Here is a 15,976-nt window from a genome sequence, read left to right as displayed (position 1 = left end):
GGTTCCAGCTGCAACCAGCATGTAACAGGTAGCGGATGGCAACCAGAGAGCACATGGTATGGTTCTCCTGAAAGATGTTTAATGATTTAAAAACAAAGAGGTGGATGTTTTTTTGGGGCTGGGAACGCACCGGTGGTTGAGGTTCCCGGCAGGTAAACCATACTTGGAGTATGGTTTGCCGGAGGTGGCGAATGGACAAGGGACAGGCTACCCGTGAGCGGTTGTTGGACATTACCGAAACATCGGTTCTCAGGAAGGGGTTTGGTGCAACCTCGATCGAGGAGGTGATTGCCGAAGCAGGTATCACCAAAAGTGGCTTCCTCTATCATTTTTCCACCAAGAACGCGTTGGCCCGTGCATTGTTGCTGCGTTATATGGCTCGGGAAGATTCATTGTTGGATGACGTGTTTGCACGGGGAAGGGAACTGACAGAAGACCCTCTCCAGGGATTCCTCGTTGGACTCAAATTACTGGCAGAGATCATGGAGGATTTGCCACAGGCCCATCCGGGGTGCCTGGTGGCAACCTACTGCTACCAGGAAAGCCTGTTTGACCGTGATGTGCGGGAACTGAACCGGCGGATTGTCCTTGCCTGGCGCGTGCGTTTTCGCACCTTGCTGGACGCGATCTATGAACACTACGCGCCCAGGGATGACGTTGATCCAGATGCGTTGGCGGATATGGTGTCTACCGTCATTGAAGGGGGACTGGTCCTGGGGAAAGCCACCGGAGAACGGGCCATCCTGCCAAACCAGCTGATGCTGCTTCGCAGTTACTTCAAGTTGTTGTTCGAGTCACGAGGGCGCGGTATCGGCTCGTCTTCCGGCTGAGTGGCGACGCCCGTCATTGTCCGCACGTGAATATCCCGCTGAGGGAAGGGGATCTCGATGCCTGCCTCCTTCAGGGCGCGAGTTATGGCGGCGTTGATCTCGTGGGACAGGGGCATGATGTCGAGTGGATCATTCACAAAAACCCGCAACTCGAAATCAATGCGGCTGTCACCGAGACCGACGCAGAACACGGCTGGTGCCGGATCATCGACAACCCGTTCGTTGCTCTGAGCCACCTCCGTGAGCAGTTCCTGCACCTGGTCCATATCGGAGCCGTAGGCAACGCCGACTTGCAGTATGACGCGGGTGATCGAGTCGGACAGTGTCCAGTTGGTCAGGTCCTGGGTCACGAAGGTCTTGTTGGGAATGATCTGCTCCTTTCGGTCCCAGTCAACCAGAGTGGTTGCGCGAATGCGGATACGCGAGACCGTGCCGGTTATGCCACCGATCGTGACCGTATCTCCAACCCGGATGGGGCGCTCGAACAGCAGGATGATACCGGACACAAAATTGGCGACAATTTCCTGAAGGCCAAAGCCCAATCCCACCCCGAGTGCCGCCACCAGCCACTGGAGTTTCGACCATTGCACTCCGATCACTCCGAGAAAAGCCACCACGCCAATTAACACCAGGATATAGGTGGTGAGGGTGGTAATGGCATAGCCGGTTCCGGGTTCCAGCTTCATCCGGCTGAGCACCATGACTTCCAGGGTGCCTGGCAGGTTTCTGACGGCGAGCACAGTACCAACGCCGACGAACAGCGCCAGCAGCAGGTCACCCAGTGTGATGGGTAGTGGATCGCCGCCTTCAAGGTCGGTGGCGATGGTCCAGAGCGTGATGTTGTCAAACAGCTGCAAGGCCGGAATCAGACTGGCCCAGAGCAACCAGAGACCGGTAATGACAATCACGGAAATCACGATGCGCAGGAGCGCTGTGCTCTGCTGGTTGATATCCTCAAGATCCATTTCAGGCAATTCCAGCGTTTGCGGTACTCCTTCGCCCGAAGACTCCGCAGCATCCCTGGCCTCTGCGAGCTTGCGCTCCCCCTCGCGGTGTTCACGCAGCCGCTCCAGGGTCAGGCGACGTTCCCTGACAGAAAGCGCCCGTAGTCCGATGTAGAACAGCATGGCGTTGAAGGCTATCCAGCAGATGCTGATGAACAGGTTTCGCTCCAGTTCCAGGGCGGTGTAGTGATATCCGAGCAGCGATGCCACCATCAGTACCAGGGGTGTGACGACGGCCAGTATATGCAGGAACAGCAGGCGCTTGCTCTGTGGCCGGTCCGACCGGACCGCGCTCATGATGCGGTGTGCGAACGCCGAAAGCGCGAAAGATACGGCGGTGAAGAGCAGGCGTCCGAGACTGTCCTCGAACTCGGACCCCCCGGGTGTTGCGGTGGTCGGCATGATCACGGTGATCGGGATGATTACCGCCAGAAGAAACGGAAGCTCCCGGCGAAGAGCGCGGAGTGAGTCAATATGCCAGTTGAAGTGCGTGTCTCCCAACCCATCCTGGCGGGCCACGTTGTGAACCAATGCAAGCAGGAGGGTGACGAGTGCGGCAGTGGCCAGGCCTGCGGATAGAGCGGAAAAGAAGTCGTTGCCCTCCATCAGCAAAAGCGCGGCGATGGCAAACACCAGCACGCCGGGCAGCGCCAGTAATACGCTGTTGGCGAACGCAAACAGCGTAAATTCAATGCGATCATGACCCACGTTTCCAACGTACTGGCTGTTGGCCTTGAGGTTATGCCTGACGGCCCGTCGCTTGAAGAGCAGCAGCGCCAGAAGGGCTATGAGAACAGCGATTGGCCCGCCATGCTCCTGAACCGATTTGCCGATTGCCTCCCTGAGCGGATCAAGGCGCATCTGTTTGGCAAACCAGGCCGCAGCCGTGAAAAGCTCAGTGAGCGTGTCCAGCCCTATAACGGGAGCACTGGGCAGCCAGAAAAGGCGCTGCTGCAATAGCGTCTGGTACGCCTGTACGCGCTCCTGCAGGGCAGATACAGTGCTGTAATACTCGTTCAGGGCCTGGATGTGTTCGGTGACTGCCTTGTGCAGTTGGCGGACCAGGCTTGCCCGCTGGCTCCTTAGCTGGTCGCGGGCATCATCGCCGGGATCAATGACGGCCTCGAACTCTTCCAGTCGGAGTTGTTCCTCACGCGCTGTAGACAACTGGTTTTCGATATCACTAATCAGATCCTCGGCAATCCCCTTACGCTGGAGTCGCTCAAGCCGCTGCTGAAGGAGATTGGCGTACTTCCCGGTGAGGTTGAGGCCGGCTTTTTCCAGGCGAAGCTCAAAACTGTCGTATTCGTCTTTGAGTCGGTTGAGAAGTGATTCCGCGTAGGTGAGCCGGTTGCGTGTGCCTTCAACCGCAATCAGGCGCTGGTCCAGTGAGGTTCTCAGGGCCTGAATCTGCTGGCGGATATTCGCCGTCTCGGTATCGGGAAGCTGAATCTGGGGTGGTCCCTCGGCGTCCGCTTCCAGCTCGGGCTGGACCGCAGGCCTTGCTTCTTCGGGCTCTTCTTCTTTTTCTTCGGTAGGCGTCTCGGCGCCTTCCTCGTTCGTCTCTTCACCACTTTTTTCGTTATTTTCCTCGGCCTGGACCGGCAGGGCTGCGCAGCAAAAAATAACCGTCCATATCAGACAGAATGACCGAAACCAGCAGTGCGAGTGCAGCCTGTGGCGGTTCATGACGTCGCGCTCCTTGCGTAGGATGGTGAACTCACGTTCAAGATTAGCCCAGTTTCGCTGGGGAAACAGCTGTTACCGCAGCCAGTTTCGCAGCTTGGTCACCAGCACTTCTGCATCGGTGAGTCCGCGCCGATGCTCAAGCAAGCCAGCCAGAACCTCCGGCCTGTCGGTGATAATATTATCCACGCCCATGTCGATAAAGCGTGACATGGCGTTCGGGCTATTGACCGTCCACACATGAAGTTCGTTGCCGGATCGGTGGGTTTGCGCAACAGCGGCTGGCGTGGTCCGGTTCCGCCGCAGGCCAAGATTGTCAAAGTTCCGGTCCCAAAGCGGGCCGACTATGAACTGAGCCAGCAGTGTGGTTTTCAGTTCAGGCTCCAGCTGGCGAACTTCAGCCAGCACGTACCATTCGGCGGCAGCAATCACGGTGCCGTCAACGGCATTCATTCGCTGGAGCAGCGTGACCGCCTCTCTGGTCAGTTCGGGGGTATCCCGATCGGGTTTTATATCGACGTAAAGGTTTGCCCTGCCCCGGGTGGCGTTGATGGCTTCTTCCAGTGTGGCGATTCGCTCCTGACTGAAGGCCGGGTCGAACCAGGAACCGGCATCCCGGTTACGGGCGTCTTCCAGGGTGATATCGGAGATTTTCCCGGCGAGGCCGAAGACCCGCCGCATGTCGGTGTCGTGCCAGAGCACCGGCACCCCGTCAGCGGTCAGTCGAACATCAATCTCAATGTAATCCGCTCCATCTTCAATGGCCTGCTCTATGGCGCTAAGGGTGTTTTCCGGTGCCTTCAAGGCACTACCCCTGTGGGCGGTTATGGAGACGTCGTCCTGTTGTTCAAAGGATTGCAGTACGAACCAGGCCTGGCCGAATGCCAACAGGATAACCAGCACTTCGGCCGCCCAGGCCACGGGGCCGGCCCGTTTGGGCAATCCTTTTGCGGAGACGCGCTGGTGATGGCCGGTTGCCTGGCGGTAAACGCTGTAAATAAGCATGCTGTAGGCTGCGATGGCTGCAAAGGCCAGTGTTATGGTGAAAAGAATATAAAGTGCGACAAAGGTCAGGGTGACGGGCATGAGCAGGTCCATTCGTTCCGGCAAGCGGGACAGCAGGTGGCTGCCAACACCCTCAAACACAAGAGTCACCAGAATCGGGAACAGGACCAGTCCGGCAAGGCCTGCCAGCAAGGCGCCTGTGGCGGGCAAGCGCTGCCCGTGCACATAATGATTGCTTAGCCTGAGCGCTGCCCTGGCGCCATGGCCATCCAGCAAAACCAGGGGAACAGAGAGTATCCAGCGCAGATACAGCCAGCCGTTACAGACGGCAATGCCGAGCGCCGCTGCGGCGGATATCCCCATGAACCACCAGACAACCGGCGGCCGTTCCAGCCGGAGGTAGTAGATGTCGTGGGGTGAGAGCAGAATCTGATAAGCGAGGATCACCGTAATCAGGAACGGCAGTGCGACCAGGAGGTGGCCGGCGACCTGTAGCAGCGCCAGCGCTGAAAGCTTTCGGAAATGGCGGGCGAGGGCCCAGAGTGCCGATACTGCAATTCGGTATTCCCGGTGGCGTCCGGAGGCGGCAATCCAGGTCATGCCTGCCTGTTGCAGAATGACCAGAAGCGTGCCAATGGTGGCAGTGGCAGCCAGCCAAAGGATCCCTCCCGGCGAGATAATGAACTGCACCAGGCCGCCGGTACTGATGGCGGCCTGGCCAGTGATCGGTCGAAGAGCAGCCAGTGCGCCGGAGAACAGGGGCGTCAGAGCCGCGAGAGTCAGCCCGGTGAAGAAAAGATAAAATGTCAGTAAGCCCCGGCGGTGAACATGCAGAAACGCAAGGGTGTGCAGTGCAAGAATCTTCATTCAGGTAAGGGTCTCCCGGTTTGAAGTTTCTGCTTCATGGATTTTCAACGGGTTTCATATAAGCCGCGCTATTGAACAGCGCTGTACGTTCCTCAAAGGTCAGAAACGGGTCAATATCCACTTCCTCCAATGTACCGAACAAACGTTCCGGGTCGAATGTCCATGTACTGCAACTGGTCATCAGTTCACTGCAACTGAGCAGCTGGCCAGACTCCCTGAGAAAGTATTTTAACCCTGTGTAGGTGTCCGCAAGCAGCAGGTCCCGTTCAGTGTCCAGCTGCCATACAAGCAGGCTTCGGCCAATCATGTCGCCGGTCTTTCTGCCCAGGCCGGTGATGTCCAGTATCGTCGGAGGCACGTCGATCTGGGCGACGATCTGGTTCCCGGGGGCGTAGCGGGCCAGCGAATCACCATCGGGAGGCCTTACTGCCAGGACTCCGACATTGTTATTCAGGGGCAGGGATTCCGGGTCCTGTCTGATAAAACCACCAGATTCATCCGAGGTGAGAATGACCAGAGTGTCATCGAGAATACCGTCGGAGGCGAGGCCATCGAGAAAACGGTTCAGTGACTCTGCCATCGTTTTCATGGCTTCTCGGCGGGCTTCCTGCGGCTCGGCGTCGGCAAGCTCTTCAAGATCCTCGGCGCCAAAGTCATCATCCGGTTTTTCCTTTCCGGTATTGAAAGGGTGGTGTGTACCTACGTTCAACAGGGTCACCATCCATGGCTCAGAGGTGGCATCAAGCCTGCGAATCCGCTTACCGATGTTGTCAAAGTACGTCGGGTCAGGAGGGCCCCAGCCTTCCACTTTCTCTCCTTCGCTGGTGAAGACTTCCGCTCCGGTTACATCCTCGAACCCGACCCTCGGCATAAAATCCCCTTTGCGCATGTAGTCCAGCGGGGCGGCCTGCCAGTAAGCAGTGGTATAGCCGCTGTCGAGAAGTCGTGATGGCATGCAGTCGGCACTGGCGCGGTCTTCGGCGACATCGAGCATTTTTCTCGATTGCCTGCGGAAGTCCGGATACTCACCGCAGAGAATGGAAAAGGTTCCCCGGTCTGTCTGCCGTTCCATGCTCAGGGCGTTCCTGTAGATGCGGAACCCGTGCTGGTTGAGGTTCTCCTCCAGGCTGCCCAGTTTCACAGATGGATCGAGGTTGTGATAATTACTCACGCTCGGGAAATAGCCTGCTGACAAACCTTCAATCATGATCAGCAGGACATTGGGCGGGTTCTCCACGTAGGGAGCGGCCACCTGCCGGTGGAAAAAGTTGGTGTTTTCTGGCAGGTCCTGAGCATTCTCCGCCTGCTCGCTGTCAGTGTTTTCTGCAGACGCAAAAGGGCTGATAAGGGCGCCGGGTAGCTGTGAAAAGAAACTGGCAACAAGATTATTGGCAGGAGTTGTAAGGCTCTGGACGGAGGTGCCATAGACGGCTACCACGAGAGCAGCGAAGACAACCAGTCCCTTGCCGCCAGCGATAGCGGTGGGCAAGAATCGGCGATGCAGCCAGTGAAGCAGCCAGGCGAACAAAAGGTAGACCGGCAGCAGGAGAGAGTGTTTGTTGATGAGGCTCCCGGTGATAAACGTCGGATCGACACCCTTGCCGATAAGTGACAACTGGAAAAGCGTGCCATGGATGGTCAGGTGCATACCGGCCACGAAGGCCGCACAGCCGAGCAGGATTATCATCAGCCCCCTGAGGGCACCCGACGTTACACATAATAAAACGGCCAGAACCAAAGCGCCGGCAAGATCACTTGCGAGCATGCCCGCGGGATTGGCCCAGATACCGCTCTGCAGTATGTGGCTTGCCCTTACGACCAGCAGCCAGCAAAGTGCCAAAAGCACAGTATGTGCAAAGCGCCCGGATGTGAGCGCTGAGAAAAATGTCATAGCGTGTTCCGATGTTTGCCACGAATTCCGGCTGCCAGGATTTTGGTGCGTGGCAACATTCCTGTAAAACAGGGTATCCCCACCGGCTGGAGACTGGCAATGTCACGCGTTAAATATGAACCTCTGTTAATCGGGCTGGCGCTCCTGCTTTTTTTGACAGGCTGCCGGCACACCACTGAGCCCCCTGCACTGGCTATTGAACTCACCCCTGCCGAGCTGACCTGGATTGGTGACCAGGTCTTCCGGAATGAGTGTACCGGCAGGAAAACCTGTCTGGTTCACTGGAACGAGGGAGAAGCGTTTCCCTCGTTGGGAATCGGGCATTTTATCTGGTACCCGTCCCATGTGGATGGGCAGTTTGTAGAGAGTTTTCCTGCGCTGATCCACTTTATGCGGGAGCAGTCTGTTCCCCTGCCCGAATGGTTGGGTCAGTTGGAGCCGTTTGATGCACCCTGGCCGGATCGTAAGGCCTTCATGCAGGCGGAAGACCATGAAGAGAGTGATGAAAGGGTCACTTCACTGAGAGAGTTTCTGTGGGCAACCCGCGGGGTGCAGGCGGAATTCATTGTTCGTCGTGCGCGAAGTGCCCTAGAAAGGGTGGTGTCCGCGGCCCCGGAGCCTCGCCGGGCGCCACTCCGGGACCATTTGCAGCAATTGATTGAGACCCCGGGAGGCGCCTATGCGGTGGTTGATTACGTCAATTTCAAGGGTGAGGGACTGTCAGCTCAGGAAACCTACCAGGGGCAGGGCTGGGGTCTGCTTCAGGTCCTCCTTGCCATGCCCGAAAACGACGAATCTGCCCTTGAGCGTTTCAGAACGGCGGCAAAAAACACGCTCACAGGTCGCGCCGAGCTTGCTCCCCGGGCCATTGAACGCGAACGCTGGCTGCCAGGCTGGCTGGCCCGGATCGATACCTACCGCGAGCCCCGTTAGGGGCAGAGGGCAAAGCCAGGGTTCAGAAATTTCCCGGGAAAACTGGTTCATTTTCGGATCTGCTTCTACTTTATACATGAGCGTTCAGAAATACCGGCTCCGGAGCCTCTGGCAGCCCCAGTGCCCCGAACCAAGGCGCTGACTGCACAGTATTGTGGCCTGTTGGTGTTGTTAAGAAATGCTCTATGAAAAATAAATACTATAAATCAGAAAGTTAGTGTGCCTGGCTCGCAAATTGCTAAAGGTCAGTTGCTCATCTAACCAACGGAATTTCGGAGAAACCAGAATGAATAATACCAAGTCGATTGCCGTCGGTGCTGCCATGCTGTGCGGCCTGTTTTCTGCTTCAGCCGCCTCCGCAGCAACAACGCTTGAAAGCGTCAAAGAAAAAGGTCATTTGCAGTGCGGTGTGACAAGTGGTCTTCCCGGCTTTTCTCAGCCAGACGACAAAGGCAACTGGACGGGTATCGACGTTGATACCTGCCGCGCCGTTGCTGCAGCAATCTTTGGTGATGCGCAAGCTGTTGAGTTTACTCCGCTGACTGCTAAAGAGCGCTTTACCGCACTGCAGTCCGGCGAGATCGATATGCTTTCCCGCAATACTACCTGGACGCTCACCCGTGACGCGTCTCTTGGCCTGAACTTCGCCGGCACCAATTATTACGATGGCCAGGGCTTCCTAATCAACAAGGGCATTGGTGTCGATGATGCGACCGAACTGAACGGTGCAACCGTCTGTATTCAGGCAGGCACCACCACCGAGCTGAACCTGTCAGACTATTTTCGCGCCAAGGGCATGGAATACCAGCCGATTGTTTTTGATACCTCTGAGCAAACTGTTCAGGGTTTTGCCGCCGGCCGTTGTGACGTGCTGACCTCTGACCGTTCGCAATTGGCAGCGCTGCGCTCCAAGCTGAACGATCCGAGCTCCGCCAAGATCCTTCCGAATACGATTTCCAAGGAGCCTCTGGGCCCAGTGGTTCGTCAGGGTGACGACCAGTGGTTCAATATTGTCAAATGGGTGCTGTTTGCGCAGATCAACGCAGAAGAGCTGGGCATTACCAGCGACAACGTTGAAGAGATGCTGAAATCAGATAACCCCAACATCCGGCGTCTGCTGGGCACCGATGGCGACATGGGCGCCAAGCTGGGACTGCCGGATGATTTCGGTCACAAAATAGTCAAGCATGTCGGCAACTATGGCGAGATGTACGACCGTAATGTCGGCCCGGACACCCCGCTCGGGCTGGATCGTGGTCTGAACGCGTTGTGGACGGAAGGCGGTATTCTTTACGCGCCTCCACTTCGATAAGACCTGAAAGCGGACAGCGGGTGGTGCGGGTTTTCCGCCCGCCCGGTGTTTTCGTGATTAGTTTCATCGCGGTTCAGCTTTCCGGGAAACTTCATGAAAAAACAGACTGTTGACTCAAGACCGGCAGGGCCGAAGCCCTGGTACGATCCCAGAATACGTTCCATCTTTTTCCAGTTTATCGCCATTGCCCTTGTTTTCTGGGGCGGCTGGACACTGGTAGATAATACCCTTTCGAACATGGAAAGCCGCGGCATCAGTACCGGCTTCGGATTCCTGAACGAGACCGCAGGCTTCGGCATCATCATGTCGCTGGTGCCTTATGATGCCACCATGACCTACGGGCGGACTTTCCTTGTGGGTCTTATGAACACGTTGCTGGTCTCAGCAATGGGCATTATAACGGCCACTATCCTCGGTTTTATTATTGGTGTGGCACGGCTCTCCAGCAACTGGCTCGTGGCCAAGCTCGCGCTGGTTTACATTGAAGTTATTCGCAATATTCCCCTGCTTTTGCAGATTTTTTTCTGGTATTTCGCTGTTCTCGGCAGCCTGCCTTCGCCCCGTCAGAGCGTAGAAGTGGGCGGCACCTTCTTCCTGAATAACCGAGGGCTGTATCTGCCGGAGCCAATGCCCCAGGAAGGTTTCGGCCTTGTTTGGAGTGCGATTATCGTGGCGATTGTAGCGGTAATCGGCTTACGTACCTGGGCGAAGAAACGTCAACTTGCCACCGGCCAGATATTCCCCACTTTCAAAGTCGGAGTCGCCATCCTGTTGGCCCTGCCGGTGGTGGCTTACCTGGCCGCAGGCACGCCCCTGGAGTGGGAGTTACCTGCGTTGAAAGGGTTCAACTTCGGTGGCGGCATCACCATCATTCCGGAACTGGCGGCCCTGTGGATTGCGTTGTCCCTCTACACCGCAAGCTTCATTGCCGAGATTGTTCGTTCCGGCATTCTGTCAGTCAGCAAAGGGCAAACCGAAGCAGCCAAGGCACTCGGTATACCAAACAACCTGACTTTGCGGCTGGTGGTGATCCCCCAGGCAATGCGGGTGATTATTCCTCCGCTAACCAGTCAGTACCTGAACCTGGCCAAGAACTCCTCGTTGGCGACTGCGATCGGATATCCCGATCTGGTGGCTGTGTTCATGGGTACAACCCTGAACCAGACCGGCCAGGCGGTAGAGGTGGTGGCCATCACCATGGCGGTGTATCTCACCATCAGTCTGACCATTTCTCTGGTTATGAACATCTATAACCGGGCTGTAGCGATTAAGGAGCGATGATGACTGAGTCAATGATCAAGCCGCCTAAAATTGCGATCAGCCCCGTAGCCTGGATGCGCCAGAACCTGTTCTCAAGCTGGTACAACAGCCTGCTGACCCTGGTGGTAGGCTATCTTGTGGTGACCAGTGTGGGCCCGCTTTTCAGCTGGCTGTTTTTTGAGGCGACCTTTCAGGGAACCGATTCGAGCGACTGCACGGGTACCGGTGCCTGCTGGTTGTTTATCAACGAACGACTGAACTTCTTTATCTACGGATTCTACCCCAATGACCTCCAGTGGCGGGTAGACACGATGTTTGTGCTGCTGGCCGTGTGCTTTATTCCCCAGTTCATTGAGCGCTTTCCCGGGCGCAAGTGGTTCGGACTGTTTGGCCTCACCGGCCTGCCGGTTGTCGGCTACTTTCTGATTCCGGGAGGTAACTTTGGGCTGGAAGTAGTGGAAAGCAGCAAGTGGGGTGGCCTGATGCTGACACTGATCCTGGCTTATATCGGGATCATTGCCTCTTTGCCCATTGGCATAGTGCTGGCATTGGGGCGGCGTTCGGAGATGCCGATTATCCGCGGCATTTGCGTGGTGTTTATCGAGGTCTGGCGGGCCGTGCCTTTAATTACGGTGCTGTTCATGGCATCGGTTATGTTGCCGCTGTTTTTGCCTGAGGGCATGAACTTCGAAAAACTGATGCGGGCATTGATCGGTATCACGCTCTGGCAGTCGGCTTACATGGCGGAAGTGATCCGTGGTGGTCTTCAGGCTATCCCGAGAGGGCAGTATGAAGCGGCGGACGCGCTTGGGTTGGGCTACTGGAAAAAGACAGGGCTTATCATTCTGCCACAGGCCCTGAAGATGGTCATTCCCGGCATCGTCAATACCTTCATTTCACTTTTCAAGGACACGACGCTGGTGCTGATTATCGGCCTGTTCGACATTCTCGGTACTGTGCAGTCCACGATTACGGATCCGGCCTGGCAGAACGTCGCGATAGAAGGCTACGTGTTTGTGGCTTTCTGTTTCTGGATATTCTGCTTCGGTATATCCCGCTACAGTCAGAACCTTGAACGCAAACTAGATACCGGTCACAAGACCTGATGGGTAACACTATGACAGAACAATCCCAGGAAACGGGTTCGCTGAATCCCGTTCCAAGTCAGAAAGACGATAGCTCCGCTATCATCCGGGTTGAGGGGATGAACAAATGGTACGGGGATTTCCACGTACTGAAGGACCTGAACCTCAATGTCCGCCAGGGCGAGCGTATTGTTATCTGTGGCCCGTCCGGGTCCGGAAAGTCGACGTTCATCCGCTGTATCAACAGGTTGGAGGAGCATCAGAAGGGCAGGATTGTCGTGGATAACATCGAGCTGACCAACGATATCCGCCACATCGACACCGTGCGCCGTGAGGTTGGCATGGTGTTCCAGCACTTTAATCTGTTCCCTCACCTGACGGTGCTCGAGAACTGCTGCCTGTCACCTATCTGGGTTCGAAAAACCCCGAGAAAAGAGGCGGAAGAAGCGGCCATGGAGTATCTGGAGCGGGTCAAGATTCCGGATCAGGCCAACAAGTTTCCGGGGCAGTTGTCCGGCGGCCAGCAGCAGCGCGTGGCCATTGCCCGCGCACTGTGCATGAAGCCGAAGATCATGCTGTTTGATGAGCCCACATCAGCGCTCGACCCGGAAATGATCAAGGAAGTGCTTGATGTAATGATCGAGCTTGCAGGAAGCGGCATGACCATGATCTGCGTGACCCACGAAATGGGCTTTGCAAAGACCGTGGCAGACCGGGTGATTTTCATGGACGGCGGAGAGATTGTGGAAGAGGCACCTCCCCACGAATTTTTCACCAATCCACAGGAGCCGAGAACCCGGCAGTTTCTGGAACAGATCCTCCAGCACTGAGGACAGATTGACGGTCAGGCCAAAAGGCCTGGCCGGTGTTTTACAGTGGTTGCTTTTTCAGGGTCGGTTCCCGTCCGGGCTCTGCTTCAAGCCACCAGACGTTCTCGCCCCAGTCCCCAAGCACAATTCGCTTTGCCGGCTTGCCATCAGCTTCCAGCTCATGAACCGCCGGGCGGTGAGTATGGCCGTGGATCAGGCGCTGTACGCCGTAGGCTTCCATCGCCTTCACCACCTCGTCCGGGGTGACATCCATGATGAACTCTTCCTTGTCCTTGTTCTTGGCCATGCTGATTTCCCGCAGCTGGCGGGCCATCTGCTGACGTTCGGCCAGGGGCCGCTGGAGGATCATCTGCTGCCATTGGGGGTTACGCATGTTGGCGCGGAACTTCTGGTATTCCACATCGGCGGTGCACAGGCTGTCACCGTGCATCAGCAGAGTGGGCGTGCCATACACATCCACCACGGTCGGATCGTCGAGCAGGGTGGCGCCAATGCGGTTGCAGTAGTCCTCGCCAATCAGGAAGTCCCGGTTGCCGTGCATCAGGAACAATTCCGTACCGGCATCACTGACTGTTCGCAGCGCTTCCGCCACCTGTTCCTGCAAAGGCGTGCGCTCATCATCACCAATCCAGGCCTCGAAAAAGTCACCCAGAATGTAAAGCTGCTCCACACCCCGGGCTTTTTCATCCAGGAAAGCCAGAAACGCGCTGGTAATGTCCGGCCGGGATTCCTCCAGATGGAGGTCAGAGATGAACAGCGTGGTCACGCCGCGCCTCCGTCCTCTACAACTTCGGCTTTTTCAATCACCACGTCGTCGGCGGGGACGTCCTGATGACCTGAGCGCATGGTGGTGCGTACGCCGCGAATGGCGTTGACCGTGTCCATGCCTTCGACAACCTTACCGAATACACAGTAACCCCAGCCTTCAGCATTCTGTGCGGTATGATCGAGGAACCCGTTGTTCTCGACGTTGATGAAGAACTGCGCGGTAGCGGAGTGGGGGTCCATGGTGCGAGCCATGGCAACTGTACCCTGCATGTTGCTCAGGCCATTGTTGGCCTCATTTTTGATGGGCGCGCGTGTTTTCCGCGGCGTCATGCCCGGTTCAAAGCCACCGCCCTGGACCATGAAGTTGCTGATAACACGGTGGAAAATCAGGCCGTCGTAGAAGCCGTCGCGAACATACTGCTCAAAGTTTTTGGCCGTCTCCGGGGCGTTGTCGTAATCCAGTTCCAGTTTGATATCACCGTGGGAGGTTTTCAGCAGAATCATCAGGGTTTCCTGTTTGAATGGGTATAGAAAGCAACGTTGGGGCTATTGTACTGAAGAGTTTGTTCGCGTGCATGAGTTAGGCAATGATTTGTGAGTATAATACGCGGTTTCAGACCCACACCCTATGATTGAGATTGTATGAGCGCCGAGTCCAAGAAAGCCCATAACTTCATCCAGAGCCTGATTGAAGACGCGATCGCCAAAGGCGAGCACACAGGCAAGGTGGTGACGCGATTTCCGCCGGAGCCCAACGGTTACCTGCATATTGGCCACGCCAAGTCGATCTGTCTTAACTTCGGTATTGCCGAAACGTTCGATGGCGTGTGTACCCTGCGATTTGACGATACCAATCCGGAAAAGGAATCCCAGGAGTACATCGACGCTATCAAGCAGGATGTCCAGTGGCTGGGCTACGAGTGGGCCGGCGAGGTACGTTACGCCTCGGATTATTTCGACGCCATCTACGAGTTTGCCGTTGAGCTGATCGAAAAGGGCAAAGCCTATGTGTGTGCGCTGACCGCCGACCAGATGGCCGAGTACCGTGGTACCCTGAAAGAGCCTGGGCAGAACAGCCCCTACCGCGACCGCCCGGTGGAAGAAAACCTGCAACTGTTCCGCGACATGCGCGATGGCAAGTACCAGAACGGTGAGCTGGTGCTGCGCGCCAGGATCGACATGGCTTCCCCGAACATCAACCTTCGGGACCCGATCCTGTATCGGATTCGCTACGCTGACCACCACCAGACCGGCGATAAGTGGTGCATCTACCCGATGTACGACTTTACCCATCCGATTTCCGACGCCATGGAGGGGATTACCCACTCCCTGTGCACCCTGGAATTCGAGGACCATCGCCCGCTGTACGACTGGGTACTGGAAAACATCTCGGCCCCCTGTCAGCCAAGGCAGATCGAATTCGCCCGGCTGAACCTGAACTACACCATCACCAGCAAACGCAAGCTCAGGCGCCTGGTGGATGAAGGCTTCGTGGACGGCTGGAACGACCCGCGCATGCCCACCATTTCCGGCATGCGCCGCCGTGGTTATACCCCGGAATCCATTCGCGCCTTCTGCGACATGATAGGCGTTAACAAGGCTGGCGGCACCGTGGATATGGGTATGCTGGAGCACGCCATCCGCGAAGACCTCAACACCCGTGCGCCGCGCGCCATGTGTGTTATGCGCCCGCTGAAGGTTACGCTGACCAATTACCCGGAAGACAAGACTGAAACCCTGGTGTTGCCGGTTCATCCCCAGAACCCGGATATGGGCGAGCGGGAAGTGACCTGGAGCCAGACCCTGTACATCGACCAGGAAGACTTCGCCGAAGAGCCGCCACGCAAGTGGAAGCGACTTGCTCCGGACCAGGCGGTACGCCTGCGTGGTGGGTATGTGATGACCTGTCGTGAGGTTATTCGTGACGAGGCTGGCAAGATAGTCGAGCTGAAGTGTGAATACGATCCTAATACGTTGGGTGTGAATCCGGAGGGTTATAAGCCGAATGGAGTCGTTCACTGGGTATCGGCAACAGACAGCGTTGAGACGGACATCAATCAGTACGACCGGTTGTTTAACCATGAGTCTCCAGACAGTGACAAGGAAACTGACTTTGTTGAGTCCATAAATCCCGAGTCATTGGTCGTTCTAAAAGGCGCGAGGGTAGAGAAAAACCTGGCTACACCCGGGACAGACCTGCCGTATCAGTTCGAGCGTGAGGGTTATTTCTTCTGCGATCAGGAGCTGACCAGCACTGCAGGCCGCCCGGTATTCAATCGCACAGTGACCCTCCGGGATTCCTGGGGAAAGGGCAAGTAATAGCGTAAGGCAGGAACAGAGTCGGGGGAGCCGCCAGGCCGGGGGCATCTATCCGGGACCGTAAAAAACAGGGATGTTTTTTACGAGCCTACAGGGACGTATTCACGGCGTGTCCCGGATAGATGCCCCCGGCCTGGCGGTGACCTTCACCAAAACCCGATACATCAGGTAAACAAAGAGCGAAGC

General features: G+C 56.5%; 12 protein-coding genes. 7 read left to right on the top strand and 5 right to left on the bottom strand.

The features are described 5' to 3' along the window. The first annotated feature begins 191 nt into the window (after positions 1-191). Entirely contained in the window at positions 192-830 is a 639-nt protein-coding gene (locus FDP08_RS04690; RefSeq protein WP_137434851.1) for a TetR/AcrR family transcriptional regulator, read from the top strand. Here FDP08_RS04690 and FDP08_RS04685 read toward each other — a convergent pair. The 3 genes from FDP08_RS04685 to FDP08_RS04675 form a co-directional block, all read right to left on the bottom strand. Next, on the bottom strand, positions 773-3,523 hold the full coding sequence (locus tag FDP08_RS04685) for a mechanosensitive ion channel domain-containing protein (RefSeq protein WP_137434850.1): 2,751 nt from the start codon (positions 3,521-3,523) through the stop codon (positions 773-775). The two genes, FDP08_RS04690 and FDP08_RS04685, sit on opposite strands and share 58 nt — an antisense overlap. Before the next feature lie 72 nt (positions 3,524-3,595). After that, positions 3,596-5,392 (bottom strand): glycerophosphodiester phosphodiesterase family protein, encoded by a 1,797-nt coding sequence (locus FDP08_RS04680; RefSeq protein ID WP_137434849.1) that lies wholly within the window; start codon positions 5,390-5,392, stop codon positions 3,596-3,598. A 34-nt stretch (positions 5,393-5,426) separates the two neighbouring features. Further along, a complete protein-coding gene (locus tag FDP08_RS04675; RefSeq protein ID WP_137434848.1) occupies positions 5,427-7,283 on the bottom strand; it encodes an LTA synthase family protein in 1,857 nt (618 codons plus the stop codon). 99 nt (positions 7,284-7,382) lie between these two features. Between FDP08_RS04675 and FDP08_RS04670 the strand changes: the two genes are divergently transcribed. The 5 genes from FDP08_RS04670 to FDP08_RS04650 all read left to right on the top strand — a co-directional run bounded on the left by FDP08_RS04670 (position 7,383) and on the right by FDP08_RS04650 (position 12,703). Continuing rightward, positions 7,383-8,216 carry a hypothetical protein gene (locus FDP08_RS04670; protein ID WP_137434847.1) on the top strand — a complete coding sequence of 278 codons (834 nt, stop codon included), beginning with the start codon at positions 7,383-7,385 and terminating at the stop codon, positions 8,214-8,216. Between the two features lie 322 nt (positions 8,217-8,538). Next, the gene (locus FDP08_RS04665; protein WP_228263343.1) at positions 8,539-9,528 is read left to right on the top strand and encodes an amino acid ABC transporter substrate-binding protein; all 990 of its coding nucleotides are present in this window, start codon (positions 8,539-8,541) and stop codon (positions 9,526-9,528) included. Between the two features lie 93 nt (positions 9,529-9,621). After that, entirely contained in the window at positions 9,622-10,809 is a 1,188-nt protein-coding gene (locus tag FDP08_RS04660) for an amino acid ABC transporter permease (protein WP_137434845.1), read from the top strand. After that, positions 10,809-11,894, top strand: coding sequence for an amino acid ABC transporter permease (locus tag FDP08_RS04655; RefSeq protein ID WP_137434844.1), 1,086 nt, complete (start codon positions 10,809-10,811; stop codon positions 11,892-11,894). The genes FDP08_RS04660 and FDP08_RS04655 overlap by 1 nt, the downstream gene beginning before the upstream one ends. A 98-nt stretch (positions 11,895-11,992) precedes the next feature. After that, a complete protein-coding gene (locus FDP08_RS04650; protein ID WP_206077305.1) occupies positions 11,993-12,703 on the top strand; it encodes an amino acid ABC transporter ATP-binding protein in 711 nt (236 codons plus the stop codon). Positions 12,704-12,743: 40 nt separating this feature from the next. Here FDP08_RS04650 and FDP08_RS04645 read toward each other — a convergent pair whose 3' ends face one another. Then, positions 12,744-13,469, bottom strand: a complete 726-nt coding sequence (locus FDP08_RS04645) for a UDP-2,3-diacylglucosamine diphosphatase (protein WP_137434843.1) — start codon at positions 13,467-13,469, stop codon at positions 12,744-12,746. Then, entirely contained in the window at positions 13,466-13,975 is a 510-nt protein-coding gene (locus FDP08_RS04640; protein ID WP_137434842.1) for a peptidylprolyl isomerase, read from the bottom strand. Before FDP08_RS04640 ends, FDP08_RS04645 begins: the two co-directional genes overlap by 4 nt. A 138-nt stretch (positions 13,976-14,113) precedes the next feature. Between FDP08_RS04640 and FDP08_RS04635 the strand changes: the two genes are divergently transcribed. Further along, complete coding sequence (locus FDP08_RS04635; protein WP_137434841.1) at positions 14,114-15,790, top strand: glutamine--tRNA ligase/YqeY domain fusion protein; 1,677 nt, start codon at positions 14,114-14,116, stop codon at positions 15,788-15,790. The last annotated feature ends 186 nt before the right edge of the window (positions 15,791-15,976 follow it).

Origin of the sequence: Marinobacter panjinensis, from assembly GCF_005298175.1 — a bacterium.
GTDB lineage: Bacteria > Pseudomonadota > Gammaproteobacteria > Pseudomonadales > Oleiphilaceae > Marinobacter > Marinobacter panjinensis.
Note: the sequence above shows the minus strand (reverse complement) of the source record. Positions and strands in the feature narration are given on the sequence as shown.